This is a genomic window from Anaeromyxobacter oryzisoli, assembly GCF_022690765.1.
Taxonomy (GTDB): Bacteria; Myxococcota; Myxococcia; order Myxococcales; family Anaeromyxobacteraceae; genus Anaeromyxobacter; species Anaeromyxobacter oryzisoli.
This window is the reverse complement of record NZ_JALCZA010000001.1, coordinates 65,795-90,525: the sequence shown is the minus strand read 5'-3', so window position 1 is coordinate 90,525 and position 24,731 is coordinate 65,795. Positions and strand designations below refer to the sequence as shown.

Below are 24,731 nucleotides of genomic sequence, written 5' to 3'. Positions count from 1 at the left end.
CCTTCTCAATACCGCAGCTCGCCGCGCGATCGTGATCGCGGTCCACCTCGCGTTGTGGGCCGCGTCGCTCCTCGCCGCCTTCCAGCTCCGCTTCGACTTCCACGTCCCGCGCGAGCATGCGCAGCTCATCCCGATCTGGCTGCCGGTCCTGCTCGCGGCGCGCACGGCCACCTATTACCAGTGCGGGCTGTTCAGGGGATTGTGGCGCTACACCGGCGCGCGCGATCTCGCGAGCATCGTCGTCGCGAACACGCTCTCGACCGGCCTCACCACGGTCTTCGTCGTCTACGGCTTCCACGGCTTCCCCCGCTCGGTGATCGCGATCGAGTGGCTCACCGCGACCATGCTGGTGGGCGGCGCCCGCTTCTCGATCCGCCTGCTGCGGCACCGCCTCGCGCCGCCTGCGCCGGTCGCGCCGGAGGCCCGCAGACAGCGGGTCCTGATCGTGGGCGCCGGCGACGCCGGCGAGATGCTGCTCCGGGAGATCCTCCGGAGCCACGCCGCCCGGTGGGAGCCCGTCGGGTTCCTGGACGACGATCGCCGCAAGCTCGGCGAGCACATCCACGGCGTGCGGGTCCTCGGGGCCATCGCCGACCTCGAGGCGGTCGCGGCCGCGAGGAAGATCGACGAGGTCCTCATCGCCATCCCCTCCGCGACCGGCGCCGAGATGCGCGCCATCGTCGAGCACTGCAAGGCGGTCCGCGTCCGCTTCCGGACCATCCCGGGGATGGGCGACCTCATCGACGGCACCGTGAACGTCAGCCAGCTCCGGGACGTCGCCATCGACGACCTCCTCGGCCGCGCCCCGGTGAAGCTGGACATGAACGCCATCTCGGCGGTCATGCGCGGGCGGGTCGTGCTGGTCTCCGGCGCGGGTGGCTCCATCGGCTCCGAGCTGTGCCGCCAGGTGTGCCGCTTCGGGCCGGCGTCCCTGCTCCTCGTCGAGCGGACCGAGAACGCCCTCTTCAACATCCACCGCGAGCTCGTCGCGCGGTTCCCCGAGGTGCACCTCGTCCCGTGCATCGCCGACGTGGCGGACGCGCGGCGCATCTCGGAGCTGCTCGGTCGGCACCGGCCTTCGGTGGTATTCCACGCCGCCGCCCACAAGCACGTGCCGATGATGGAGTGGAACCCGGGCGAGGCGGTGAAGAACAACGTCTTCGGGACGAAGACGCTCGCCGACCTCTCCGACCGCTTCGGCGTCGAGCGCTTCGTGATGATCTCCACCGACAAGGCGGTGAACCCGACCTCGGTGATGGGCGTCTCGAAGCGCGTCGCGGAGATCTACGTCCAGGCGCTCTCCCAGCGCAGCCGCACGCGGTTCGTCACGGTCCGCTTCGGCAACGTCCTCGGCTCCGCCGGCAGCGTGATCCCGATCTTCAAGGAGCAGATCGCCGCCGGCGGGCCGGTCACGGTCACGCACCCGGACATGCGCCGGTACTTCATGACCATCCCGGAGGCGAGCCAGCTCGTGCTCGAGGCCGGGACCATGGGGAACGGCGGCGAGATCTTCATCCTCGACATGGGCGAGCCGGTGAAGATCGCCGACCTCGCCCGCGACCTCATCACGCTCTCGGGCTTCACCCCGGACGTGGACATCGAGGTCCGCTACACGGGCGTCCGCCCCGGCGAGAAGCTCTTCGAGGAGCTGTCGGTGGACGCGGAGAACGCCGACAAGACCGGGCACCCGAAGATCTTCGTCGGCCGCTTCCGCCCGCACCCGTGGGAGCAGGTGAAGCGCCACCTCGAAGAGCTCGCCAAGGTCTCCGACGGCCAGCCGGCGGAGATCCGCCGCAGGTTCGCCGAGGCGGTGCCGGAGTACCGGCCGCAGCACGTGCCCGAGCCGCAGGCGCCGGCGGCCGCGGTCGAGAAGCTGAGCGCGTAGCCGCGCGCGGCCTTCGACTCCGCGCTCGCTTCGCTCGCGCGGAGCCTGCTCTGAGCGGAGCCGGCGCAGCCGGCGTAGTCGAAGGGCTCTTAGCGCCTCTCGGTTGGGTCGAGCCCGTCGCGAGGCACACGATGCCGTCGCCGAGCCGGGGCACACGACGACGGAGCAGCGCAGGCGTGCCTGGAAGGCACGTCGAGCAGCGGACGGAGGAGTCTGCCCGGCGCAGGCAGGCAGCGTGCGCCGCAGCAGGGCTCAGCCCAATCGAGCGGCGCTCTCGGCCGAACGGGAGCGAGCCGCGCCGCACGCCACGCCCGGGGCGCGAGCCGCCGGGGCCCCGCGAGGCGTGGGGCTCTCGACCGGTCGCCCCGGCGCTCGTAGTAGAATCCGCTCGTGGTGGAGGCCGGGCAGGGCTCGGCCCGAACCGCGGGCGGTGGAGGAAGGCGACGGTCGCTCGAGGTGCCCGGCCGTGCTCGATCGCGTCCTGATGGTCTGCGTGGGGAACGTCTGCCGGAGCCCGATGGCGGAGGCGCTGCTGCGCGTCCGCTTCGAGGCGAGCGGCCGCGGCGTGGTCGCCTCGGCGGGGCTCGCCGCCCTCGAAGGGCGCGGGGCGGAGCCGGAGGCGATCGCCCTCCTGGCCACGCGCGGCGTGGACCTCTCCAGGCACCGGGCCCGCCAGCTCACCGCGGCCCTCGCGAAGAAGTTCGACCTGGTGCTGGTGATGGAGGACGCGCACCGCCGCGCGGTGGAGGCGCTCGCGCCCGCCGTCCGCGGCCGGGTCCAGCGCCTCGGCCGCTACGGCGGCTTCGACGTGCCGGATCCGTACCGACGCGGCCGGGCCGCCTTCGAGGAGGCGCTCGCGCTCATCGAGCGCGGCCTCGAGGAAAACCTGCGCGAGGTCTGGAGCCGGCGGTGAACGCGGCTCGGCCCGCGCGTTCACGGCGCACTGCGCGTGGCATCCGGCCGGCCCGGACCGAGCGGCGAACCAGGACTTTTTCTGTTCGGGAAAGTGCCATGAATACGCTAGGCTGCGCTGATGGTGCGACGCGCGAACGGGTGACACCCATCAGACCCGAGAGTTACATTCGGCCGCCGAGAGGACGGACGTGCAAGAACTCCAAGGACTCTTGGAAGCGCTCGCGAAGCTCGTCACGGCCCTTGGAGCCGGGTGGACGATCACGATCTTGGTCGGGGTAGCCGCCTACAACGCGTACAGGGATTTATCGGAAGGACAAGCTGGAGCGCAGCATCGCAGACGAGAAGGAGGCGCAGATCCAGCGGCTCGCGGATGACAACCGCTGGATGCGTCGCGTGTTGATGGAGAAGGTCATGGGCTTCTCGACGGCCGAGGCCGAGAAGCTGATCAGCGATGGCCAGCCCACGCCGCTTCTCTCGGGTCGGGACAAGGAGGCACGATGACCGCCACGACCTCTGTCGCGTTTCTGCTCCTCTGCGCGGTCTGCTACGTGGTCGTCCGCGACCTGCTGCGCGCCCCCCGCATGTACGGCCTCCGGAAGCGCCTCATGCGAGAGAGGAATCGAAACCGGTTCGGGGAGCTGCGGACGGAGCTGGTGAGGCAGGCTGCGGCAGGCGAGCTGAACCCGCGCTCGCAGATCTTCGAGAGCATCTACAGGGGCACCACCAGCCTCATGCGCAATCCGTACGCCCTCGAGGCGGCAGCGCAGGCGATCCTCCAGATCCCGGCGCCGGAGCAGCAGCGGGGGCGCGGAACCCGACCCACTCGCGCAGAGGGTGAAGTCGCCCAGGACTTCGCGCGCCGCATCGACATGCTGTGCCGGGATTACAGCAAGGTTTACGTGGCAAGCGCCTGGATCCTGGATCGGCTCACGGGTCCCCAGTCGAGGCCGCCCTTGTGGATCGAGATGATCGCGGCGCGTGCCAAGCTGCAGCGGATGAGGCCCATGGTCGAAGCACGGAAGCGGCTCGAAGGTACCGCGCAGCTCGCGGCAGCGTGAAGGGCGCGTGAAGGGCGCGACGCCGGTCCGCGTCTCGTCCGCATCGAGCCGGATTGATCGGTGAGCGCAGTACCGCGGCGCCAGGTCGGCTCGCGGCTGCGCCCGTGATGACGCTCGCGAGCGACCGCGCCAGATGGGGCGCGCGCGGCTGGATCGCCCCCGCCGCCCGTCGTAGAGTCCGGCTTCCCTCGTCGAGCCCGGACCGCCATCGTCATGACCCAACCGAACCCCCGACGCCGGGGCATCGTCCTCGCGGGAGGGGCCGGCACCCGGCTCTACCCCGCGACGCTCTCGGTGTCGAAGCAGCTCCTGCCGGTCTACGACAAGCCGATGATCTACTACCCGCTCTCGGCGCTGATGCTCGCCGGGATCCGGGAGGTCCTCGTCATCTCGACCCCGCAGGACACGCCGCGCTTCGCGAACCTGCTCGGCGACGGCAGCGCCTGGGGCATGAACCTCGAGTACAAGGTCCAGCCGCGCCCCGAGGGGCTCGCCCAGGCGTTCCTCATCGGCGCCGACTTCGTGCGCGACCGCCCGTCGGCGCTGGTGCTCGGCGACAACATCTTCTACGGCCACGAGCTGCAGCAGCTCCTCGGCGCCGCGAGCGAGCGCCCCGAGGGCGCGACGGTGTTCGCCTACGCGGTGAACGACCCGGAGCGCTACGGCGTGGTGGAGTTCGACGCGAAGCGGCGCGCGGTGAGCCTCGAGGAGAAGCCGGCGCGGCCGAGGTCGCGCTACGCGGTCACCGGCCTCTACTTCTACGACGAGCAGGTGGTGGAGCACGCGCGGGCGGTGAAGCCGTCCGCCCGCGGCGAGCTCGAGATCACCGACCTGAACCGCCTGTACCTCGAGGAGAAGAAGCTCGCGGTGGAGATCATGGGGCGCGGCTACGCCTGGCTCGACACCGGCACCCACGACTCGCTCCTCGAGGCGGGGCAGTTCATCGCCACCATCGAGAAGCGGCAGGGGCTCAAGGTCGCGTGTCCGGAGGAGGTCGCCTGGCGCCAGGGCTGGATCGACGACCGCCAGCTCGAGCAGTGCGGCGCCGCCCTCGGGAAGTCGAGCTACGGCGAGTACGTCCGCGGTCTCCTCGGAAACAAGGTGTACTGAATGAACGTCCGTCCCACCGCCATCCCCGACGTCGTCGTCGTCGAGCCGAAGGTCTTCGGCGACGCGCGCGGCTTCTTCTTCGAGAGCTTCAACCGCAAGGGGCTCGAGGCCGCCCTGGGGCGCCCCCTCGACTTCGTGCAGGACAACCACAGCCGCTCGGTGCGAGGCGTCCTCCGCGGGCTGCACTACCAGCACCCGCACCCGCAGGGGAAGCTCGTGCGGGCGGTGCGGGGCGAGGTGCTCGACGTGGCGGTGGACCTCCGCCGCGGCTCGCCGACCCTCGGCCGCTGGGTGGCCGAGGTGCTCTCGGCGGAGAACAAGCGCGAGCTCTGGATCCCCGAGGGCTTCGCCCACGGCTTCGTCGTCCTCTCGGACGAGGCCGAGTTCCTCTACAAGACCACCGACTACTGGCACCCGGAGGCCGAGCGCTGCATCCGCTGGGATGATCCCTCCCTGGCGATCGACTGGCCGACCCGCGTGGCCGCCCCCACCGTGTCCGCGAAGGACGCCGCCGGCGTGCGGTTCCAGGACGCGGTCCTCTTCGACCCCAAGGACCTCGCGAGATGAACGTCCTCCTCACCGGCGGCGCCGGCTTCATCGGCTCGAACCTGGTCCGGCTGCTCCTCCTCGAGCGGTCGGACTGGCGCGTCGTCGTCCTCGACAAGCTCACCTACGCGGGGAACGCCGAGAACCTCGCCGACCTGGAGGGGAGCCCGCGCTACCGGTTCGTCCGGGGGGACATCTGCAACGGCGAGCTGGTCGCGGAGCTCTGCCGGCGCGAGGGGATCGACGCGGTGATGCACCTCGCCGCCGAGAGCCACGTGGATCGCTCGATCCTCGCGCCGTCGGTCTTCATCGACACGAACGTGCGCGGGACCCAGGTCCTTCTCGAGGTCGCGCGCGAGGTCGGGGTGAAGCGCTTCCTGCACGTCTCCACCGACGAGGTGTACGGCTCGCTCGGCGCGACCGGCGTCTTCACCGAGACGACGCCCCTCGATCCCTCGTCGCCGTACTCGGCCTCGAAGGCGTCGAGCGATCTCCTCGCGCTCGCCTACGCGCGGACGTTCGGGCTGCCGGTGGTGGTGACCCGCTGCTCGAACAACTACGGGCCTTACCAGTTCCCCGAGAAGCTCATCCCGCTCATGATCGCGAACGCGCTCCGGGACCGCCCGCTGCCGGTGTACGGCGACGGCCTCAACGTGCGGGACTGGATCCACGTCGAGGACCACGCCCGCGGCCTGCTCGCCGCCTTCGAGCGCGGCGAGGACGGGCAGGTCTACAACTTCGGCGCGTCGAGCGAGCGGACCAACCTCGAGATCGTGAAGCAGGTGCTCCGCCACCTCGGCAAGCCCGAGTCGCTCGTCGCGTACGTGAAGGACCGGCTCGGCCACGACCGGCGCTACGCCATCGACGCGACGAAGGCCCGGACGAAGCTCGGCTGGGCGCCCCGGCATCGCTTCGAGGACGCCCTCGGCGAGACCGTGCGCTGGTACGTCGAGCACCGGCCGTGGTGGGAGCGGATCATCTCCGGCGAGTACCTCCGGTATTACGAGCGCCAGTACGGAGCGCGGTCGTGAGGGTCGCCGTCACCGGCGCGAACGGGCTCCTCGGCGGCGAGGCCGTCGCCCAGCTCCTCGGCCGACACGAGGTGCTCGCCCTCGGCCGCGGCCCGTGCCGGCTGGAGGCGCGGCTGGAGTCGTCCGTTCGCCCCGAGCCCCCTGACTCCGTTCGCCCTGAGCCCTTCGACTCCGCCGCCTTCGGCGGATCCGCCCAGGGCTGGATCCGCGGCCGCGACGCGGCCGCGGAGTCGAAGGGCACGCCCCCGTTCACCTACGCCGACGCCGACCTCGGCGACGGCCGCTCCGTCGAGGCCGCCCTCCGCGCCTTCCGCCCCGAGGCGGTCCTCCACGCCGGCGCGGCGACCGACGTGGACGGCTGCGAGCGCGACCCCGAGCAGGCGTGGCGCGTGAACGTCGGCGGCACCGAGCAGGTCGCCCGGGCCTGCCGGGCGCTCGGGGCGCGCCTCGTGGCCGTCTCGACGGACTACGTCTTCGACGGCACCGCCGGCCCGTACGCCGAGGACGACGTCCCGAACCCGCGGGGCGCCTACGCCCGCACCAAGCGGTGCGGCGAGGAGGCCGCGCTCCTCCTCGCGCCCGACTGCGCCGTGGCGCGGGTCGCGGTGGTCTATAGCGGACGCCCGGGGGCGAAGAACACCTTCGCGACCCAGGTCGTCGAGAAGCTCTCCCGCGGCGAGGTCGTGAAGGCCTTCGCCGACCAGCTCGTCTCGACCACCCTCGCGGCGAGCGGCGCCGCGATGTGCCTCGAGCTGCTCCTCGAGACGGACTACCGCGGCGTCCTGCACACGAGCGACGCCACCGTGCTCGACCGGGTGGACTTCGCCCGCCGCATCGCCCGCCGCTTCGGCCTCGCCGGCGAGATCGTCCCGGTGAAGACCGCCGACGTGAAGCTCCTCGCCCCGCGCCCGCTCCAGGGCGGCCTCCGGGTCGAGCGGGCCGCGAAGCTGCTGCGCTCGAAGCCGCTCCCGATCGACGAGGCGCTGGAGCGCTTCCACCAGGAATGGCAGGCGCGCGCGATCGCCCGGTGAGCGCGGGCCCCGTCCCGCGCGCCGCGACCGGGGCGGCCACTCGCCTCACCGCCTCGCCGCCCGCATCCGGTCGAGGGTCGCGAGCACGTCCGCCGGCTCCGCGCGCTTCTTGTAGTCGGCGTCGAGGAAGGCGTAGGTGACCTTCCCGTCCTGCCCGACGACGTAGGTCGCGGAGAGCGGCAGCTCGTCCCTGGGGGTGCCGTAGTACGCCGCGAGGTCGAGCCCGTGCTTGCGCAGCGCGTCCGCCGCCACCCGCGGGACCTCGTACACGACCCCGAAGCGCCGCGAGACGGCGTACCGGGGATCGCTCAGCACGACGAACGTCGCCTGCAGCTTCTTCACGATGGCCGCCGTGCCGTCCGGCTTCTCGCCGGAGATGGCGACGAGCGTCGCCCCGCGCTGCGCCAAGGCGGGCAGCTCCTCCTGCCAGCGGTGCAGGTAGATGTTGCAGTAGGGGCACCAGGCGCCGCGGTAGAAGACGACGACCAGCGGTCCGCGGGCGAGCAGGTCCGCGCTCCTCACTGGCACGCCTCGGCCGTCGCGCAGCGTGAACGCAGGCATGGACCCGCCGACGCCGAGGGCGGTCTTCAGGATCCCGGAGGCGGCCACCGCGTCGATGCCCTGCTGGCTCGCGGCGAGCGCCTCGGGGGGCGCCTTCCTCGCCGAGGCCTCGGCCGCGGCGCGCAGCTCGGCCTCGACCGGGCGCCCCGGGGCGGGCGCTCCGGCCGCCAGGGCGCCCCCGGATCCTCCCAGCGCCATGATCAGCACCGCCTTCCAGAGCTTCGTCCTCGCCACGGTGTCGCTCCCCTGTCGCCGGATCCGGCCTAGAAGGTGATGACCTGGTAGCCGCCGGTCACCAGCGCGAGGATGCTCGGGTGCCCCTCGTACTCGCACGCGAGCGGCACGCCCTGCGCCGCCACTGCGCTCTTCACGCCGAACGCGCCCGCGCAGAAGTCGCAGACGCCGGTGATCTTGTCGCTGACGGCGCGGTAGAGCGCGTGCGCCCGGTGCTCGGGCCGGGCGAGCTCCGGCACCCACGCGGTGCCCGCCCCATCGAAGATGAGCTTCACGTCGTGTCCGCCGTCCTTGAGCTCCTTCACCGCCTCGAGCGCGTTCACCACGCGCCCCAGCCCCTCGTGCGTCTCCGTCCCCGCCAGCACCACGATCGCGACCTTGGCCATTTCGGCTCCTTTCAGGATCTGGAGGTGCCGGGCCGCCGGGACATTTCACGGCGCTCGCCGCCGGCGGCCTCACGCCGTCAGGCAGGCGAGGAGATCCTTCCTGGCGCGGTGCAAGAGGACCGCCACGCGCCCCGGCTCCAGCCCCAGCGCCCGCGCCGTCTCGAGACCGGAGAGCTGGTCGATCATCCGCAGGGTCACCACCTTCCGCCGGAGCGCGGCGAGCCGGCGGACGCAGCCCCCGAAGCGCGCGTGCTCCTCGGCGCGGGCGACGAGCTCGTCCGCGGAGGGGCCGTCGTCGGGCAGCTCCGAGGCCTCGTCGAGGCCGTCGTGGTGGACCGCCCGGTGGTGGCGCCGGCGCATGTTCCGGGCCACGTTGCGGACCATCGCGAGCAGGAGCCCCCGGGCCTCGCCGTCGTGGGCGGTGAGCGCGCGCGCCCGCGGCAGGGCGAGGAACGTGCAGAAGGCCTCCTGGGCGGCGTCGAGGGCGTCCTCCGGGCCGAGCCCTTCGCGCCGAGCGGCGTGCGCGAGCGCGGCGGAGTGGCCGCGGGCGAGGTCCGAGACCCAGCCCAGGAACGCGCTCCGCGGGCGCGCCTCGCCCGGGGCCCGGGGCTGCGCCTCCGGCGCCGGAAGCGGGGACGCACCGTGCGCGTCGATCGGGGTCGCGCGCGGGCGCGGCGAGTGGGTCGGCGCGGCCGGGATCGGGTCGGTCCCGGCGGACCGCGCTCCCGTGGCGCTGCCCGTCATCAAGCCCCCCGCGCGAGGAGGTCGGGCAGCGCCGCGAGGGCGGCGACCTCGGCCGCTGGCTGCGCCGGGATGCGCTCGGGAGCCTGGCCGAAGCGGTTGCACCAGACCGCGCGATAGCCGAACGCCTGCGCGCAGAACGCGTCCCAGCCGTTCGACGAGACGAAGCACATCCGGCCGGCGGCGAGGCCGAGGCGGTCGACCGGGAGCTGGTAGACGGACGGGTGGGGCTTGTAGATCCCGACCTCCTCGACCGAGAGCACCGCGTCGAGGAGGTCCGCGAGGCCGGCGTTCTCCACCGCGGCGGCGAGCATCCGCGGCGAGCCGTTGGAGAGCACCGCCAGCCGGAACCCCCGCGCCTTCAGCCGCTCGAGCGCGGCCCGCACGTCCGGGTACGCCGCCAGCGAGAGGTAGAGCGTCATCAGCTCGGCGCGGAGCGCGGGATCGGCGATCTTCACGCTCTCGAGCGCGAAGTCGAGGGCGTCGCCGGTGACCTGCCAGAAGTCGACGTGCTGTCCCGCGAGGCTGCGGAGCCAGGTGTACTGGAGCTGCTTGGCGCGCCAGGTGTCCGCGAGGGGCTGCCAGCGCGCGCCGAGGGCCCCCTTCGCGCGCTCGGCGGCGCTGTTCACGTCGAAGAGGGTGCCGTACGCGTCGAAGACGCAGGCCTGGACGTCGGGGAGGTGAGGGGTCGGCACGTGACGCTCCCGGGTGGCGGCGGCCGCGAGGGCGCGACCGCTTGCGGAGCAGCATGCAGAACGAATATTCTGCGGTCAAGAACGATCGTTCTCTGAGGGGGGCGGGATGGGAGTCGGCAAGGCCGTGGGGGCGCTGTCCGAGGAGACGCTGGAGCGGGCGACGCGCCTCTTCTGGGAGAAGGGGTACGAGGCGACCACGGTCGCGGATCTGGCCGACCGGACGGGCCTGCACCGGGCGGCGATCTACGGCGAGTTCGGGAGCAAGCGCAGGCTCTTCACCGCGCTGCTCCAGCGGTACCGGGAGCGGGTCGCCGGCGCCTTCATGGCGCCCCTCGCTCCCGCGGACGCCTCCCTCGCGGAGGTCGAGCGCTTCTTCCGCGGCCTCGGCGAGCTGGCGGGTCGGCCGGAGGGGCGGCGCGGCTGCCTGCTCGTCCTGTCCGCGGCGGAGACCGCGCCGCGCGAGGCCTCGGTCGCCCGCGTCGTCGAGGCGTACCTCGACGACCTCCGGGGGCGGCTCGCCCGCGCCCTCGAGAACGCCCGGCGCCGGGACGAGCTCTCCCCGCGCGTGGACTGCGCGGCGACGGCGGACTATCTGGCGGGCGCCGTCCTCGGGCTCATGACGCTGGCGCGCTCGCCGGCGCCCCGGAGCGTCGTCCGGAACTATCTGGGCGGGATCCGGACGTTCCTGGCCGGGCTGGAGCGCGCCAGTTCACCCGAAGCGAACTCGCCGGCCTGACGGCGACGCGGAGGAGGGGGCTGCCGGGGACGCCCGGGCGTTCGAGGCGGGGCACGGCGCGGCGCCGCGCCGCCGTTACGGCCAGACCGCGATGGTCAGGAAGAAGGCCGCCCCGTCCCGCTCGCCGGTGACCTGGTGGACGATCCGCTGGCCCTTCTCGATGGTGAGCCGGCTCTGCGTGTTCCGGGAGGCGAGGGCGACCTCGATGGTCGCGATGGTCCCGCGCTCCTCCTGGAGCGTGATCCCGGCCATGTCGCCGTCGGGGAGCTGCACGAACTCCGTGCGCCCCTTCACCAGCGTGACCCGCCGCTCCTGGGTCTCCTGCCAGTTCACGTAGGCGAGGGCCGAGAGCTGGCGCCTCAGCGCGTCGAGGCGCGGGTCCACCTGCTTCGGGCCGCGGCGCGAGCCCTTGATCACGCGGACGTGCACCGGCACGTCGGCGCGGGCGGCGATCGGGACGGCGGAGAAGAGGACCGCGGCGGCGGCGGCGAGGATGAACGAGCGGCGGGTCATCTACCCTCCAGGCGGCTCACGACGGGTGCTCCTCGGGTGGGAGGAGCACCACCGGGCCGTCGGATGTCTGGAGCACGGTCGAGACACCCTGGCTGGAGATCTCGAGCGACGCCACCTGCCCGGGGCCGCCGAAGTGAACGTACATGAACACCGCGAGGGCTGCCAGCGCCGGCGCCGTGACGGAGAGCGTTCCCTTCCAGTGACGCCCCACCCAGCCGAGCAGTCCGCGGCCGGAGCGCGCACCCTGGGGGGCGCCGGTGCCGATGCGGTCCATCACCTGATCGACGAACGGCGCGAAGTCCCGCGCGTTCGCGCGCGCGAGGAGCGCCTCGGCCACCAGCCCGTCGGTCCTCGCGAACCGGGCGGCGAGCTCCTGGCACCGCCGGCACATCGCGAGGTGCGCCGCGAGCGCCCGCGCCTCGACCTCGGACAGCTCGCCCTCGCGAGCCCCGATCATCGGAGCGAAGCGCACGCAGTCCTTCTTCGTCACGTCTCGTCCTCCCCGTCGCGGTCCGCGTCCCCACGGATCCCGGCGTATTCCCGCAGCGCGGCCTGCATCTTCTTCCGCGCGTGGAAGAGCCGGCTCATCACCGTGCCCTTGTGGATCCCGAGCCGCTCGGCCAGCTCCTCGTAGGAGAGCCCCTCGAGCTCGCGGAGGACCAGGATCGTCCGGTGCTTCTCCGGGAGCGTCGCGAGCGCCTCCTCGATCTTCTCCCCGAGCTCGCGCCGGAGCGCGTTCTGGCGGGGATCGGTCCCGAGCGGCGTCGCGAGGATCCCCTCACCGCCGTCCTCGAGGTCCGACTCGCGCACCTCGTCCACGTCCTCCTTGCGGGCGCTCCGCTCCCGGCGCACCGCGTCGATGGAGAGGTGCGTCGCGATCCGGAAGAGCCAGGTCGAGAAGGCCGAGTCTCCTTTGAAGTCGCCGAGGCCCCGGTGGACGCGCACGAACGTCTCCTGGGCGACGTCCCATGCGAGATCCGGGTCCTTCACGATGCCGAGCGCCACGGCGTAGACCTTCCTCTGGAAACGGACGACCAGGGCGCGGAAGGCGTCTCTCTCGCCTGCGCGGGCCCGCTCGACGAGCGCGAGGTCGTCTGCTTCCATCGGTCTTGACGCGGTCTCCCCCGGCGGAATTCACCGGACGCGGCAAGGTAGCACGGGGGGTCGCGCCCCGGGCGAGCTTCGACGGCGTCGGCGCGGGCCGCCTCTTGGACGGGTGCCCCCCGGGTCGCGCCGCGTTATCCTTGCCGAAACCGCCGGAGCGCGGTGGAGAGGTCGCTTCTCGAACCAGGACCACATGCCCGGCGCGTACTCCGAGATCGCGCGCGTCCTCCAGGGGGCGCGGCGTCGGCAGGTCCGGATCGTCCTCTGCGTGGCGGGCGGGGCGGGCCTGGCGGCAGCCCTGCTGTGCGTCCTCGGCGGCGCCGTCGCCCTCGCGGCGGGGGCCCGGACGGGGTACCGGGGGATCGCCCTCGCGCTGGCGGCGCTCGCGGTGGTCGCCGCCTTCGCGGTCGCGGCGCGCGCGCTCCTCCGGACCGCCCGTGGGGACGCGGCCACCGCCCGGACGCTCGCCGGCGGGCAGCCGGCGCTGCGCTCGGCGCTCCTCTCCTCGGTGGAGCTGGCGCGGGCGCGCGAGGAGATCGCCGCGAGCGGCCAGCTCTCCCTGGCGCTGCTCGACGCGCACCTCGAGCGGACCGCGGCGGACGCCCGCGCCGTGGATCTCGCCCGCGCGATCCCCGACCGGCGGGCCCGGCAGGCGGGGCTCCTCCTCGCCGGCGTCCTCGCCGCGTACGCGCTGGCGTTCCTCGTGGGCGGGGCCGATCTCGGCAGGGCGTACGCTCGCGTGCTCCGCGGCGACCCGCCCGGCGCGCCGCCGCCGGTGGTGGACCCGATCACCGGAGACATCGAGCTCGTCTACGCGTACCCCGCCTACATGAAGCGGGAGCCCCGGACCCTCTCCGGCACCGGCGGCGAGATCCGCGCGCCGAAGGGGACCGAGGTGACGCTCCGCACGCGCGCCGACCGGCCGGTGAAGGCCGCGGAGCTCGAGGTCACGTTCGAGGCGCCTAGTTCCGTTCGGCCTGAGCCCTTCGGCTCCGCCATCCCCGTTCGGCCTGAGCCCTTCGGCTCCGCCGCCTCCGGCGGCTCCGCTCAGGGCAGGCTCCGCGGGAGTGAAGCGAGCGCGGAGTCGAAGGCCGCCGCGCCCTTCGACTCCGGGCCCGCGCCCGGAGGCTCGACGAAGCGCGAGGACGGCGCCGAGCGAGCTCGCGGGCCCTACGCTCAGGGCGAACGGGAGCGAGGCGAGGTGCCTGGGTCCGCAGCTCACCCCGAGCCCTTCGGCTCCGCCGCCTCCGGCGGCTCCATTATTCCCGCTCGGCCTGAGCGTAGCGCGAGCAAGGCGAGCGCGGAGTCGAAGGCCGCCCCCGACCCGAAGGCCGCCCCCGACCCGAAGGCCGCCCCCGGATCCAAGGCCGTCCAGCGCTTCGCCCTCACCGTGACCGGCGATCGCGACCTCCGCGGCCGCTTTTTGGTGCAGGAGGGCGGCAGCTACCGCTTCCGCTTCCTCGACGCGAAGGGGCGCACCGTCGCGGAGGGGCCGCCCATCCCGATCGTGATCGAGCCGGACGCCTTCCCGCAGATCCGGATCACCGCCCCCGAGCGCGAGCTCGAGATCTCCGGCAACGAGGTGCTCGGGATCGCGTGGGACGCCCAGGACGACTTCGGCCTCTCCGAGGTGGCCCTCGTCCTGAAGCCGCCGAGCGGCAAGGAGGAGCGCCGGATCCTGCGCCGCGGCGAGGGGCTCCGCCACGACGGCGGGACGGTGGACCTCGCCCTCGTCCCGCTCGGCCTCGCCGAGGGCGACGAGCTCGCCTACTGGATGGAGGCCCTCGACACGGACACCGTCTCCGGTCCGAAGCGGAGCGTCTCCGAGGCCCAGCGGGTGAAGATCTACTCCGAGGCCGAGCACCGCCGGCGGGTGCTCGAGCGCGCGCGGCAGGTGTACGAGGAGCTGGTGGCGCTGCTCGGGGATCGCCTCGACGCGTTCGCCGCCGGCCCGGTGGCGAACGCGGAGCGGCTCCCGGCGGCCCAGGCCCTCGACGGGAGGACCCGCGCGCTCGCCGACGGGATGCTCGACGCCGCCGCCGACATCCGCCGCGACCGCGCCGGCCCGCGCGAGGTCGCCCAGGCGATCGTGAACGTCTCGGGCCACCTCCGGAACGCCGAGCAGCGGGTGACGCAGTACCGGAGCCTGGTCGCGCGCAGCCTCCTCGCGCACGTCCGGCCGGACGGCTCGATCGTGCGCACGATGGCGACCGCCGACGCCGCGCTGGATCAGACGATGGAGCGCGGGATCCTCTACCTCGAGCAGCTCCTCGACAAGCGCCGCGCCGAGGACCTGGTCCGGCTCGCGAAGGACCTCCAGCGCCAGCGGCGCGATCTCGCCGGCCTCCTCGAGAAGTACCGCTCCGCCCCCTCGGAGGAGCGGAAGAAGGAGCTCGTCGCCCAGATCGGGCGGATGCGGGAGCGGGTCCAGGACCTGCTCCGGCAGATGGCGGAGCTGTCGAAGGGCTTCAACGACGAGCACATGAACGAGGAGGCGCTCGCGGAGCTGGCCCGCTCCGACGACCTGATGGCGGGCCTCGACGACGCGGAGCGCAGGTTCGCGCAGGGGGACGTGGAGGGCGCGATGAAGGCCCTCGACCGGATGGCGAGCGCGATGGACCGGATGCTCTCCGGCCTGAAGCGCACCGCGGGGCGCCCGGACGAGAAGGCGAGCGCGCTCATGAAGGAGATGCTCGCGTTCAAGCAGGACCTCGAGCAGGTCCAGGCCGAGCAGCGGCGGGCCGCGGACGAGACCGAGCGGATCCGCGCCGACTACCGGCGGAAGGTGGCCGACCGGCTCCGGGGCGCGGAGCGGCAGCTCCGGGAGCTCGAGCGCAAGGCGCGGGAGGCGCGGCAGGACGTGGAGCGCGCGCAGCCGGGGGTCTCGATGCGGGCCGAGCCGGAGCTCGAGCTGTCGCGCGAGGCGCTCCGCGACCTCGAGCGCGCCCTCGTCGCGCGCGAGCTCGAGGGGGCGGCGGACGCGGCGCTCCGCGCCGGGCCGTCGGTGGACCGGCTCTCGATGCTGCTCCAGGAGGACGCGCAGCTCGCGGACCGGAGCCGCGCCCTGACCGGCAAGGACCCGCAGCAGATCGACGACGCGCGCCGCCAGGTGGACCGGGCCGCGCCGAAGGTCCGCGAGATCCGCGACGCGCTCTCCCGGCTCTTCCCCGACCCGCGCTCCGTGCTCGGGTCGGAGCAGCAGCGCAAGCTCGAGGGGCTCGCGCGCCGCCAGGGGGACCTCGAGCGGCAGGCTGGGCAGCTCCAGCAGCGGCTCCGCGAGCTCGCCCAGCAGGCCCCGGTGTTCCCGCCGTCGGCGGAGGGCCAGCTCGGGGAGGGGCGCCGGCACATGGGCCAGGCCGGCGCCGAGCTCGGGGCGAAGAACCCGCAGCGCGGCCACGGTGAGCAGCAGCTCGCCCTCGACGCCCTCGAGCGGTTCCGCAAGGGGCTCGAGGAGGCGGCGAAGAAGGGGCAGGGCGGCGGCGGGCAGGGCTTCCCGTTCCCGTTCGCCGAGGCGGGCGGCGAGCGCGAGGGCGACGGCTACGAGCCGTCCCGCGAGAAGGTGAAGATCCCGGGCGCGGAGGCGCACAAGGTGCCGGAGGAGTTCCGCAAGGACCTCCTGGAGGCGATGAAGCAGGGCGCGCCGGAGCGGTACCGGGGCGAGGTGCAGCGCTACTACGAGGAGCTGGTGAAGTGATGGCGCCACCTGCTTGCGTCGAGCGTCGCGAGGAACACGATGCTCCGTTCGCCCTGAGCGTAGGCGCGCGGAGCGCGCCGGAGTCGAAGGGCGAGCAGCGCAGGGAGGAGTCTGCCCCGCGCAGGCAGGCAGCGTGCGCCGCAGCAATGCGAGCGGGTGCCGCCATGCCTGCGCGCCGCGCCCTCGCCGCCGTCCTCCTCGGTGCTGCCCTCGCCGCCGCGGCCCCCGCCCCGGCGCTCGCCGCCGGCGCCGCCGACAAGGCCGCGATCGCTGCGCTCCGGCGGCTCTCCGAGGAGGACGTGGACGCGGCGCGCCGGACCCTCGCCCCGTACCAGCCCTTCGACCGGGCCTCCGACGAGGTGAAGCTCGCCGCCGGCGTGCTCCGCTTCTTCGAGCAGGACTACGGCGCGGCGGTGCGGCTCATCGAGGCGTCCGGGGCAGGCGACGCCGGCGGCTACCTCGCCCTCGCGAAGGCGGCGCGCGAGGTGACGAAGGACTTCGTCCGGTTCGAGGCCGAGCACTTCGTCGTCTCGTACCCGAAGGGCAAGGACGAGGTGCTCGTGCCGTACCTCGTGGAGGCCCTCGAGCGGCAGCGCGCGGCGCTCCAGGCCGCGGTGGGCGTCGTCCCGGCCGGCCGGCTCACCGTCGAGATCGTCCCCGACGTGCGGGCGCTCGCGCGGATCTCGACGCTCACCGAGGCCGAGGTGCGGACGAGCGGCACCGTGGCGGTGGCGAAGTTCGGCAAGCTGATGATGCTCTCGCCGAAGGCGCTCCTGAAGGGCTACGACTGGCTCGACACCGCCGCCCACGAGTACACGCACGTCGTCGTCACCCTGAAGACCCACAACCGCGCCCCCATCTGGCTGCAGGAGGGGCTCGCGAAGTGGTTCGAGACCGCCTGGCGCGGCCGGGCCGAGCCGCTCACCCCGTTCTCGGCGGCGCTCGTCCGCGACGCGGTGGGGAAGGGGAACCTCGTCACCTTCCAGGAGATGCACCCGTCGCTCGCGAAGCTGCCCTCGCAGGAGCGGGCGGCGCTCGCCTACGCGCAGGTCGTGCTCGCGGTCGAGTACCTCGTGAACCGCGCCGGCCCCGCCGCGATCGCGCGGGTCACGGCGGCGGTGGGCGGCGGGCGGACCGCGGAGCAGGCGGTGGCCGACGCCCTCGGCGTCCCGTTCGAGCGCTTCCTCGGGCAGTGGAAGGGCTACCTCGCCTCCCGCCCGCTCCCGCGGGGCGGCGCGCACGAGCTGCGCCGCCTCACCTTCCGGGACGACCCGCGCCAGCGTGCCGATCACGCCGAGTGGGGGGAGCTCGCCGACCCGACCGCGCGGGGCTTCGCCCGGCTCGGGGAGATCTACCGGATCCGCGGCCGCTGGAACGCGGCGCGGATCGAGTACGGGAAGGCCTACCGGCGCGTGGGCGGGCGGGTCGCGAACCTCTCCGGGCAGTACGCGCTCGCCGCCGCGATGGCGGGGCAGCGCGACGAGGCCTCCCGGGTGCTCACCGAGGCGCTCGGGTGGAACCCGGACTACCCCGCCCTGAACGTGCAGCTCGCACGGCTCCTCCTCGAGCGGCAGGACCTCGCCCGGGCGAGGGATCGCCTCCTCGTCGCGAACCGGCAGGATCCGTTCGATCCCGAGATCCACGCGGGCCTCGCGAAGGCGTACGGTGGCCTCGGCGATCCGGGCGCGGCCTCGCGCGAGGCGCGGTTCGCGACGATACTCTCCGCGAGAGACGGCCATTCACCCTGAGCGCGGATCCGGAGCTCCCATGACCCCCGAGACGCCCACCATCCCACCCCTGCCGCAGCAGCCGGACCTCGAGCAGGACCTCCGGGCGGTGCAGGAGCTGCACGACGCCCGCCGCCTCCTGCTCGGCGAGATCGAGAAGCGCATCGTCGGGCAGAAGGACGTCGTGGACGCCCTCCTGATCGCGCTGTTCGCCCGCGGCCACTGCCTGTTCGTGGGCGTCCCCGGCCTCGCGAAGACGCTCCTCATCTCCACGGTCGCCGACGTCCTGGACCTGTCCTTCAACCGGATCCAGTTCACGCCGGACCTGATGCCGTCGGACATCACCGGCACCGACGTCCTCGAGGAGGACCACACCACCGGCCGGCGCGCCTTCCGCTTCGTGGCCGGGCCGATCTTCGCGAACCTGCTCCTCGCCGACGAGATCAACCGCACCCCGCCGAAGACCCAGGCCGCGCTCCTCCAGGCGATGCAGGAGTACCGCGTCACCGCCGGCGGCGAGACCTACCCGCTCGAGCTGCCGTTCCTGGTCTTCGCGACCCAGAACCCCATCGAGCAGGAGGGCACCTACCCGCTGCCCGAGGCGCAGCTCGACCGCTTCATGTTCTACGTGAAGGTCTCGTACCCGACCGCCGACGAGGAGCTCCAGATCGTCCGCTCCACTACGGTGGCGACCCGGGCCCCCCTGCGGCGGGTCCTCTCGCCGCACAAGATCCGCGAGCTCCAGGACCTGGTGCTCCGCGTCCCCGCCGCCGACCACGTGATCCGGTACGCCGTCGAGCTCGCGCGCCGGACGCGCCCCGGCGAGCCGGGCGCGCCCGACTTCGTGAAGGACAACGTCTCCTGGGGCGCCGGCCCGCGCGCGAGCCAGTACCTCATCCTCGGCGCGAAGAGCCGGGCGATCCTCGACGGCAGGATGGCCGCCTCGGAGGAGGACGTCCGCGCCCTCGCGAAGAACGTCCTCGTGCACCGGGTGATCACGAACTTCCGCGCCGAGTCGGAGGGGATCACCTCGGCGCAGATCGTCGAGCGGCTGCTGGAGCGGTAGGGACGAGGAGCGTCGCGCTTCGGGTTTGCGTGGGGCGCGTCCTGGACGGAGCCAGTCAATGAGGCGTGGCGGGAGATCGCGATGATGGCGCCGTGCGCCACCGAGTGGCCGGCGTGCCGGATGCAGTGCGCTCGCCCGAGCCCTTCGCGCCCGTCGGTCGGCGACGGCCACGCCCAGGGCAGGCTCCGCGCGGGGTCGAGGGGCGCTCTGGTGAAACCCTTCGTCGTCTACATGCTTCGTTGCAGGAACGGCAGCTACTACGTGGGACATACCGAGGACCTGGAGAAGCGGGTTGCCGAGCACGTCGAGGGGACGTACGGCGGCCATACGTCCAGGCAGCTGCCGGTGAAGCTCGTCTGGTCCGCCGAGTGCGACACGCGGGACGAGGCGCTCGCCCGGGAGTGGCAGCTCAAGAAATGGACGCGCGCCAAGAAGGAGGCGCTGGTGCGCGAGGACTGGGCGCGGCTGAAGGAGCTCGCGCGAGGGCCGAACCGGGTGGAGCGGCTGCGAATGTTCGGCGTGCTGCCCGCCGTTATCCCCGTTCGGCCTGAGCCCTTCGACTCCGCCGCCTTCGGCGGCTCCCGTCAGGGCCCCGTTCGGCCTGAGCGTAGCGGGCGCGAAGCGACCGCGGAGTCGAAGGCCGCCGCACCCGCCAATGGCGCCGCGCCCTTCGACTCCGGGCCCGACCGCTCAAAGAAGTGCGATGCCGAGGTCGAGCGAGTTCGCGGAGCCTGCCCCGAGCGTAGCCGAAGGGCTCAGGGCGAACGGGACCCCGAGCGTGGCCGAGGGGCCCAGGAAAGACCGGACGATGGTCGGGCAGCTCGAGACGAACGCACCGGCGAGGGGAGGAGCCATGCCTGAGCCGAAGCGTCCCCTCCTCGATCCCGCGGTGCTCGCGAAGCTCGACAGCCTGAAGCTCCGGGTGCGCGCGATCACGGAGGGCGTGCTCACGGGGCTCCACAAGTCGCCGCACCACGGGCAGTCGGTCGAGTTCGCGGAGCACAAGGAGTACGCGCCGGGCGACGAGATCCGGCACATCGACTGGAAGGCCTACGGCAAGTTCGACAAGTACTACGTGAAGCAGTTCGAGCAGGAGACCAACCTCCGCGCCTACCTGGTCGTGGACGCCTCCGGCTCGATGGGCTACCGCGCCGACCCGGGGCGGCTCACCAAGCTCGAGTACGCGAGCGCCCTCGCCGCCTCCCTCGCCTACCTCCTCGTCCGCCAGCAGGACGCCGCCGGGCTCGTCCTCGTCCAGGATCGGGTGGCGGCCTCGGTCCCGCCGCGCGCCACCGCGAACCACCTCGCCCCCATCCTCGACGCCCTCGAGGGCGCGAAGGCGGGCGGGACCACCCGGCTCTCCGCCGCGGTGGACTGGATCATCGAGCACGCCCAGCGCCGCTCCTCGGTGCTGGTCTTCTCCGACCTGTTCGACCCCGAGGAGCGGATCCTGAAGAAGCTCGCCCAGCTCGGCCGCCGCAAGCACGAGGTGACGCTCTTCCACGTCCTCGATCCGGCGGAGCTGGAGTTCCCCTTCGACGACCCGACCCTCTTCCTGTCGATGGAGGACGACCGCCAGGTCGAGGCGCACGGGCGCGACGTGCGGAAGGGCTACCTCGAGGTGCTGCACCGCTGGCTCGACGAGGTGAGGCGGACCGCGGCCGAGGCCGACGTGGACTACGCCCTCTGCCGCACCGACCGCCCCCTCGACGAGGTGCTCCTCCCGTTCCTCGCCCGGCGCGAGCGGAGCGCGGCGTGACGGGGACCGCGATCACCGCCCCGAGCTCGCGAGGCGAGCGGCCATGAGCTTCGTGCACCCGGCGCTCCTCTGGGGCCTCCTCGCCGCGGGCATCCCGCTCGCCGTCCACCTCTTCTTCCGCCGCCGCCCGCGCCCGACGCCGTTCCCCGCGATCGAGTTCGTCCTCCGCGCGCGGCGCGAGACGCAGCGCCGCCTCCGCCTGAAGAAGGTCCTCCTCTTCACGGCCCGGACCCTCCTCCTCGGCGCGGTGGCGTTCGCGATCGCCCGCCCCCAGGCCCAGCGCGGCGGTGGCGCCGCGGCCGCGGTCGCGCGCGGGCCGCGGGCGACCGCCGTCGTGCTCGACGCCTCCGGCTCGATGCGCTACCGGCTCGGGGGGCGCCCGCTCTTCGACCGCGCCCGCCAGGACGCGCTCCGCGCCCTCGCCGAGCTCGCCCCCGAGGAGCCCGCCACCGCCGTGGTCTGCGGGATGGATCCGGTCCAGGTGGAGCCGCCGTCGTTCGACCGCGCCGCGGTCCGGCGCGTGCTCGAGTCGGCGCAGGCGACCGCGGGCTACGGCGACCTCACCGCGTGCGTCACGGCCGCGGTCCGGGCCCTCGCCGCGGCGCGGGCGCAGGACGGCCTCCCGAAGCGGCTCGTCGTCGCGACCGACCTCGCCGCGAGCGCCTGGCGCCTCGACGTCCCCGCCCCGGCGGTGGACGGCCCGAAGGGCCCGGTCCGGCCGGAGGTGACCATCCTCGACGCCGCCCGCGGGGCGGACCTCCCGAACCACGCCGTGGTCGGGCTCGACGCGGAGCCCGATCCCGCCGCGGGGCCGCGCGGCTACCGCTTCACCGCGCTCCTCTCGAACCACGCGAAGGAGCCCCTCGCGGACGTGCCGCTCTCGCTCGTGGTCGGCACGGGCCCCTCGGCCCGGACCGCGATCCGCGCCTTCGCCGAGGTGCCGGCGAACGGCACGAGCCGCAAGACGCTGCTCCACGCGTTCCCCCAGGGCGGCCCGGCGGCGGTGAAGGTGGCGCTGCCGCAGGACGCGCTCGCGGACGACGACGCGCGGGCGCTCGCGATCGTGGTGCCGCGCGAGATCCGGGCGCTCGTCGTGGACGGCGCGCCCTCGCCGGTGAAGTACCGCGACGAGGCGTACTTCGTGGAGTCGGCCCTCGCCTCGCCCGCGTCGCCCGTCCGGCCGCGGCTCGTGGACGCCGAGGCCTTCCCGCAGGAGGACCTCTCGAAGGTGGACGTGGTCCTCCTGCTCAACGTCCGCTCGGTGGGCGCGCGGGCCGCGGAGCTCGCCCGCTTCGTCGAGGGCGGCGGCGGGCTCTTCGTCGCGGTGGGCGACCAGGTGGACCCGGAGCTCTACGGGCGCGAGCTCGGCGAGCTGCTCCCCATGTCGCTCCACGTCGAGAAGAGCGCCGCCGGGCCGGACGCCGCGGGCGGGCCGCGCGCCGCCCGCTTCGCCGAGGTGGACTTCGAGCACCCGGCGCTCTCGATCTTCCAGGGCGACGCGCGCGAGGGGCTCCTCGGCGTCCGGACCTCGCGCTACCTCCTCGCGAAGCCGCGGCCGGGCGGGGGCGGGGCGCGGGTGCTGGCGCGGTTCGACGATGGCGCGCCCGCGCTGGTCGAGGCCCGGCGCGGCCGGGGGCGGGTGCTGCTCTTCACCTCGACCGCCGACCACGACTGGACCGACTGGCCCATCCGCACGAGCTTCCTCCCGGCGATGCAGCGCTTCGCCGGGTTCCTCGCCGGCGCGCTCGAGGAGCGGCGCGAGCCGCCGGCCCCCGTCGGCGCGCGCCGCACGATCCGGCTCGACGACGGCGAGGCGCTCGTCGCGCTCGTCGATCCCGGCGGGCGCGAGCTGGGGCGGGCCGAGCTCGAGCGGTCCGGGCTCGCGGAGCCGTCGGCGGGCCTGGTGGAGTGGACCCCGCGCGAGCCCGGGCTGTGGCAGGTGAAGGTGCGCAGCCGCGGGGAGGAGCGGGTCGAGCCGCGGCTCGCCTTCGCGGTGACGCCCGAGCCGCGCGAGTCGGACACCCGCCGGCTCGCGCCGGCCGAGCTCACCGCCTGGTTCGGCGGCGAGGGCCACGCCCGGGTCGAGGGCGGCGGGCGCGCCGTCGCGGGCGGCCGCGAGGTCCCGCTCTGGTCGGTGCTCCTCGCCCTCGGCGTCGCCGCGTTCTTCCTCGAGGGGCTGCTCCTCGCCTGACGGGATGACCCCCGGCCCGCGCGCGCCGGTGCGAAGTCCCGGCCGCTCGGTTACCCTGTGCCCGCCATGGCGCCCTCCCTCGACACCGAAGTCGCCGGCCTGCTCTGCGTCGGCTTTCACGGGAAGACCCCCTCGCCCGAGGTCCTCGAGCTGATCCGGCGGGGCGTGTACGGCGTCGTGCTCTTCGCCCGGAACGTGGAGAGCGCCGAGCAGGTGGCGGAGCTCACCGCGGCGCTGAAGCGCGCCGCCGGGCGGCCGCTCCTCGTGTCGGTGGACCAGGAGGGCGGCCGGGTCGCCCGCCTGCGCGAGCCGCAGGGCTTCACCGAGCTCCCCCCCATGCGCGCCGTCGGCGAGCTGGGCGACGCGGCGATCGCCCGCGACGTCGGGGCGCTCCTCGGGCGCGAGCTCCGGGCGGTCGGGATCGACCAGGACTACGCGCCCGTGGTGGACGTGGACACGAACCCGGCGAACCCCGTCATCGGCGATCGGTCCTTCTCCCGCGATCCCGAGGTGGTGGGCCGGCTCGGGGCGGCGCTCGCCCTCGGCCTGCAGGGGGAGGGCGTCGCCGCCTGCGCGAAGCACTTCCCCGGCCACGGCGACACCAGCCAGGACTCGCACCACGACCTGCCTCGCCTGCCTCACGCGCGGGAGCGCCTCGATCGCGTGGAGCTCCAACCCTTCCGGGCCCTCGCCCGCGCCGGGGTCGCCTCGGTGATGACCGCGCACGTGATCTTCGAGCCGCTCGACTCGGCCAGGCCGGCGACGCTCGCGCCCTCGGTGATGCGCCTCCTCCGCGAGGAGGTGGGCTACGACGGCTGCGCGATCTCCGACGACCTGGAGATGAAGGCGGTGGCGGAGCACTTCCCGCTCGAGCAGGCCGCGCCGGGCGCGATCGCCGCCGGGGTGGACGCGCTCCTCGTCTGCCACACCGCCGCCGTCCAGCACCGCGCCATCGACCTCGTGCGGGGCGCGGTGGAGCGCGGCGACCTCCCGCGCGCCCGGCTCGCCGAGGCGCGCGGGCGGGTCGAGCGGCTGCTCCGGTTCGCGGGGCCGGCGCCGGATCCGGCGCAGGTCCGCGCCTGCTTGCGCACCCCCGACCACCTCGCCCTCGCCGCACGCATCCCCGCCCTCACCACCGGGCGCGATCCGACGACGGCGTGCTCCTGACCAGGGGCGTGTCGCTCGACCATGGTTCGGGCGGCGGCTCGCGTCCGCACCGGGCGGCGGCTACACTGCGCGGTCGAGTCCGATCGTGATCGCCTGCCCCCACTGTCACGCCTCGCTCGCCACGCCCGACGTGCTCGACGCGGGCACGGTGGCGCTCCCGGGTGCGCCGGTGGTCCTCTTCCAGTGCCCGCGCTGCGACGCGACCGCCTGGGCGCACCTCGCCGACGGCGAGCTCGCGATCGGGCCGGCGAACGGGGATCCCGCCCGGTTCCCGCGGGCGCGCGATCCGGAGCTGTCGGTGAGGCCGGACCGCAGCTGGCTCGACTGCTGGCACGGGGGCCGGTACCGGCGGTACCCCGTCCGCCTCGTCGAGCCGGCGACCTGACGTAGGACCGGCGGCACGGCGCCGCGCGCGCCGCAGCAGCTCTAAACGGCCGGTCATGATTCGCGAACGGACAGCGGGGAGGGGCCCCACCGCAGGTGGGGAGGGGCAGCGCCCCTCCCCGCGGGACAGCGCGCGCCCGCGCGCGTGGCCCCGCGTAGCCAGGGGTGGGGCCCCGGCGAGCTTCGCTCGACGGGGC

The 24,731-nt window shown here is 73.9% G+C and carries 23 protein-coding genes; 16 read left to right on the top strand and 7 right to left on the bottom strand.

Annotation, left to right across the window (positions count from 1 at the left end):
- The first annotated feature begins 31 nt into the window (after positions 1–31).
- The 7 genes from MNZ27_RS00410 to MNZ27_RS00380 all read left to right on the top strand — a co-directional run bounded on the left by MNZ27_RS00410 (position 32) and on the right by MNZ27_RS00380 (position 7,576).
- Complete coding sequence (locus MNZ27_RS00410) at positions 32–1,885, top strand: polysaccharide biosynthesis protein (protein ID WP_242392037.1); 1,854 nt, start codon at positions 32–34, stop codon at positions 1,883–1,885.
- A 466-nt stretch (positions 1,886–2,351) separates the two neighbouring features.
- Positions 2,352–2,798, top strand: a complete 447-nt coding sequence (locus MNZ27_RS00405) for a low molecular weight protein-tyrosine-phosphatase (RefSeq protein ID WP_242392036.1) — start codon at positions 2,352–2,354, stop codon at positions 2,796–2,798.
- A gap of 499 nt (positions 2,799–3,297) precedes the next feature.
- Positions 3,298–3,858, top strand: coding sequence for a hypothetical protein (locus tag MNZ27_RS00400; RefSeq protein WP_242392035.1), 561 nt, complete (start codon positions 3,298–3,300; stop codon positions 3,856–3,858).
- Between the two features lie 213 nt (positions 3,859–4,071).
- Positions 4,072–4,968: a glucose-1-phosphate thymidylyltransferase RfbA gene (gene rfbA / locus MNZ27_RS00395; protein ID WP_242392034.1), complete on the top strand. Its 897-nt coding sequence runs from the start codon at positions 4,072–4,074 to the stop codon at positions 4,966–4,968.
- A complete protein-coding gene (gene rfbC, locus MNZ27_RS00390; protein WP_242392033.1) occupies positions 4,969–5,535 on the top strand; it encodes a dTDP-4-dehydrorhamnose 3,5-epimerase in 567 nt (188 codons plus the stop codon). It abuts the gene before it with no gap.
- Complete coding sequence (gene rfbB, locus MNZ27_RS00385) at positions 5,532–6,545, top strand: dTDP-glucose 4,6-dehydratase (protein WP_242392032.1); 1,014 nt, start codon at positions 5,532–5,534, stop codon at positions 6,543–6,545. The genes rfbC and rfbB overlap by 4 nt, the downstream gene beginning before the upstream one ends.
- Positions 6,542–7,576, top strand: a complete 1,035-nt coding sequence (locus tag MNZ27_RS00380) for an SDR family oxidoreductase (RefSeq protein ID WP_242392031.1) — start codon at positions 6,542–6,544, stop codon at positions 7,574–7,576. The genes rfbB and MNZ27_RS00380 overlap by 4 nt, the downstream gene beginning before the upstream one ends.
- 45 nt (positions 7,577–7,621) lie before the next feature.
- Here the strand turns inward: MNZ27_RS00380 and MNZ27_RS00375 are convergent, their stop codons facing one another.
- The 4 genes from MNZ27_RS00375 to MNZ27_RS00360 form a co-directional block, all read right to left on the bottom strand.
- The gene (locus MNZ27_RS00375) at positions 7,622–8,371 is read right to left on the bottom strand and encodes a peroxiredoxin-like family protein (RefSeq protein ID WP_242392030.1); all 750 of its coding nucleotides are present in this window, start codon (positions 8,369–8,371) and stop codon (positions 7,622–7,624) included.
- Positions 8,372–8,400: 29 nt separating this feature from the next.
- Positions 8,401–8,757, bottom strand: a complete 357-nt coding sequence (locus MNZ27_RS00370; protein WP_242392029.1) for a hypothetical protein — start codon at positions 8,755–8,757, stop codon at positions 8,401–8,403.
- 69 nt (positions 8,758–8,826) lie between these two features.
- Positions 8,827–9,501 carry an RNA polymerase sigma factor gene (locus MNZ27_RS00365; protein WP_242392028.1) on the bottom strand — a complete coding sequence of 225 codons (675 nt, stop codon included), beginning with the start codon at positions 9,499–9,501 and terminating at the stop codon, positions 8,827–8,829.
- Complete coding sequence (locus MNZ27_RS00360) at positions 9,501–10,193, bottom strand: haloacid dehalogenase type II (protein WP_242392027.1); 693 nt, start codon at positions 10,191–10,193, stop codon at positions 9,501–9,503. Before MNZ27_RS00360 ends, MNZ27_RS00365 begins: the two co-directional genes overlap by 1 nt.
- 106 nt (positions 10,194–10,299) lie before the next feature.
- Between MNZ27_RS00360 and MNZ27_RS00355 the strand changes: the two genes are divergently transcribed.
- Positions 10,300–10,929 (top strand): TetR/AcrR family transcriptional regulator, encoded by a 630-nt coding sequence (locus tag MNZ27_RS00355; RefSeq protein ID WP_242392026.1) that lies wholly within the window; start codon positions 10,300–10,302, stop codon positions 10,927–10,929.
- Positions 10,930–11,004: 75 nt separating this feature from the next.
- On the opposite strand, the gene MNZ27_RS00350 is transcribed toward MNZ27_RS00355, so the two are convergent.
- From MNZ27_RS00350 to MNZ27_RS00340, 3 genes are read right to left on the bottom strand one after another with little or no spacing between them, the layout of a single operon-like run.
- Complete coding sequence (locus tag MNZ27_RS00350) at positions 11,005–11,442, bottom strand: hypothetical protein (RefSeq protein ID WP_242392025.1); 438 nt, start codon at positions 11,440–11,442, stop codon at positions 11,005–11,007.
- A gap of 16 nt (positions 11,443–11,458) precedes the next feature.
- Entirely contained in the window at positions 11,459–11,932 is a 474-nt protein-coding gene (locus tag MNZ27_RS00345; protein WP_242392024.1) for an anti-sigma factor family protein, read from the bottom strand.
- On the bottom strand, positions 11,929–12,546 hold the full coding sequence (locus tag MNZ27_RS00340) for a sigma-70 family RNA polymerase sigma factor (protein ID WP_242392023.1): 618 nt from the start codon (positions 12,544–12,546) through the stop codon (positions 11,929–11,931). The genes MNZ27_RS00345 and MNZ27_RS00340 overlap by 4 nt, the downstream gene beginning before the upstream one ends.
- A gap of 193 nt (positions 12,547–12,739) precedes the next feature.
- Here MNZ27_RS00340 and MNZ27_RS00335 point away from each other — a divergent pair, with 193 nt between their 5' ends.
- From MNZ27_RS00335 to MNZ27_RS00300, 8 genes are all read left to right on the top strand, one after another.
- Entirely contained in the window at positions 12,740–16,240 is a 3,501-nt protein-coding gene (locus MNZ27_RS00335; RefSeq protein ID WP_242392022.1) for a DUF4175 family protein, read from the top strand.
- A 164-nt stretch (positions 16,241–16,404) separates the two neighbouring features.
- Positions 16,405–17,988, top strand: a complete 1,584-nt coding sequence (locus tag MNZ27_RS00330; protein ID WP_242392021.1) for a peptidase MA family metallohydrolase — start codon at positions 16,405–16,407, stop codon at positions 17,986–17,988.
- Positions 17,989–18,007: 19 nt separating this feature from the next.
- Positions 18,008–19,033, top strand: a complete 1,026-nt coding sequence (locus MNZ27_RS00325) for an AAA family ATPase (RefSeq protein ID WP_242392020.1) — start codon at positions 18,008–18,010, stop codon at positions 19,031–19,033.
- 210 nt (positions 19,034–19,243) lie between these two features.
- Positions 19,244–19,894 carry a GIY-YIG nuclease family protein gene (locus tag MNZ27_RS00320; protein WP_242392019.1) on the top strand — a complete coding sequence of 217 codons (651 nt, stop codon included), beginning with the start codon at positions 19,244–19,246 and terminating at the stop codon, positions 19,892–19,894.
- Positions 19,887–20,792 carry a DUF58 domain-containing protein gene (locus MNZ27_RS00315; RefSeq protein ID WP_242392018.1) on the top strand — a complete coding sequence of 302 codons (906 nt, stop codon included), beginning with the start codon at positions 19,887–19,889 and terminating at the stop codon, positions 20,790–20,792. Before MNZ27_RS00320 ends, MNZ27_RS00315 begins: the two co-directional genes overlap by 8 nt.
- Before the next feature lie 43 nt (positions 20,793–20,835).
- Positions 20,836–22,983, top strand: coding sequence for a BatA domain-containing protein (locus MNZ27_RS00310; protein WP_242392017.1), 2,148 nt, complete (start codon positions 20,836–20,838; stop codon positions 22,981–22,983).
- Between the two features lie 66 nt (positions 22,984–23,049).
- Entirely contained in the window at positions 23,050–24,150 is a 1,101-nt protein-coding gene (gene nagZ, locus MNZ27_RS00305; RefSeq protein ID WP_242392016.1) for a beta-N-acetylhexosaminidase, read from the top strand.
- An 85-nt stretch (positions 24,151–24,235) separates the two neighbouring features.
- Positions 24,236–24,535 carry a hypothetical protein gene (locus MNZ27_RS00300; RefSeq protein WP_242392015.1) on the top strand — a complete coding sequence of 100 codons (300 nt, stop codon included), beginning with the start codon at positions 24,236–24,238 and terminating at the stop codon, positions 24,533–24,535.
- Positions 24,536–24,731: the final 196 nt, after the last annotated feature.

Bases quoted from the DNA above. Each gene is read 5' to 3' on its own strand.
- MNZ27_RS00400 (WP_242392035.1), top strand. From the start codon at position 3,298: ATGACCGCCACGACCTCTGTCGCGTTTCTGCTCCTCTGCGCGGTCTGC.
- MNZ27_RS00315 (WP_242392018.1), top strand. From the start codon at position 19,887: ATGCCTGAGCCGAAGCGTCCCCTCCTCGATCCCGCGGTGCTCGCGAAG.
- rfbA (WP_242392034.1), top strand. From the start codon at position 4,072: ATGACCCAACCGAACCCCCGACGCCGGGGCATCGTCCTCGCGGGAGGG.
- MNZ27_RS00335 (WP_242392022.1), top strand. From the start codon at position 12,740: ATGCCCGGCGCGTACTCCGAGATCGCGCGCGTCCTCCAGGGGGCGCGG.
- nagZ (WP_242392016.1), top strand. From the start codon at position 23,050: ATGGCGCCCTCCCTCGACACCGAAGTCGCCGGCCTGCTCTGCGTCGGC.
- MNZ27_RS00350 (WP_242392025.1), bottom strand. From the start codon at position 11,442: ATGACCCGCCGCTCGTTCATCCTCGCCGCCGCCGCCGCGGTCCTCTTC.
- MNZ27_RS00355 (WP_242392026.1), top strand. From the start codon at position 10,300: ATGGGAGTCGGCAAGGCCGTGGGGGCGCTGTCCGAGGAGACGCTGGAG.
- rfbB (WP_242392032.1), top strand. From the start codon at position 5,532: ATGAACGTCCTCCTCACCGGCGGCGCCGGCTTCATCGGCTCGAACCTG.
- MNZ27_RS00365 (WP_242392028.1), bottom strand. From the start codon at position 9,501: ATGACGGGCAGCGCCACGGGAGCGCGGTCCGCCGGGACCGACCCGATC.
- MNZ27_RS00325 (WP_242392020.1), top strand. From the start codon at position 18,008: ATGACCCCCGAGACGCCCACCATCCCACCCCTGCCGCAGCAGCCGGAC.
- rfbC (WP_242392033.1), top strand. From the start codon at position 4,969: ATGAACGTCCGTCCCACCGCCATCCCCGACGTCGTCGTCGTCGAGCCG.
- MNZ27_RS00310 (WP_242392017.1), top strand. From the start codon at position 20,836: ATGAGCTTCGTGCACCCGGCGCTCCTCTGGGGCCTCCTCGCCGCGGGC.
- MNZ27_RS00330 (WP_242392021.1), top strand. From the start codon at position 16,405: ATGCCTGCGCGCCGCGCCCTCGCCGCCGTCCTCCTCGGTGCTGCCCTC.
- MNZ27_RS00370 (WP_242392029.1), bottom strand. From the start codon at position 8,757: ATGGCCAAGGTCGCGATCGTGGTGCTGGCGGGGACGGAGACGCACGAG.
- MNZ27_RS00340 (WP_242392023.1), bottom strand. From the start codon at position 12,546: ATGGAAGCAGACGACCTCGCGCTCGTCGAGCGGGCCCGCGCAGGCGAG.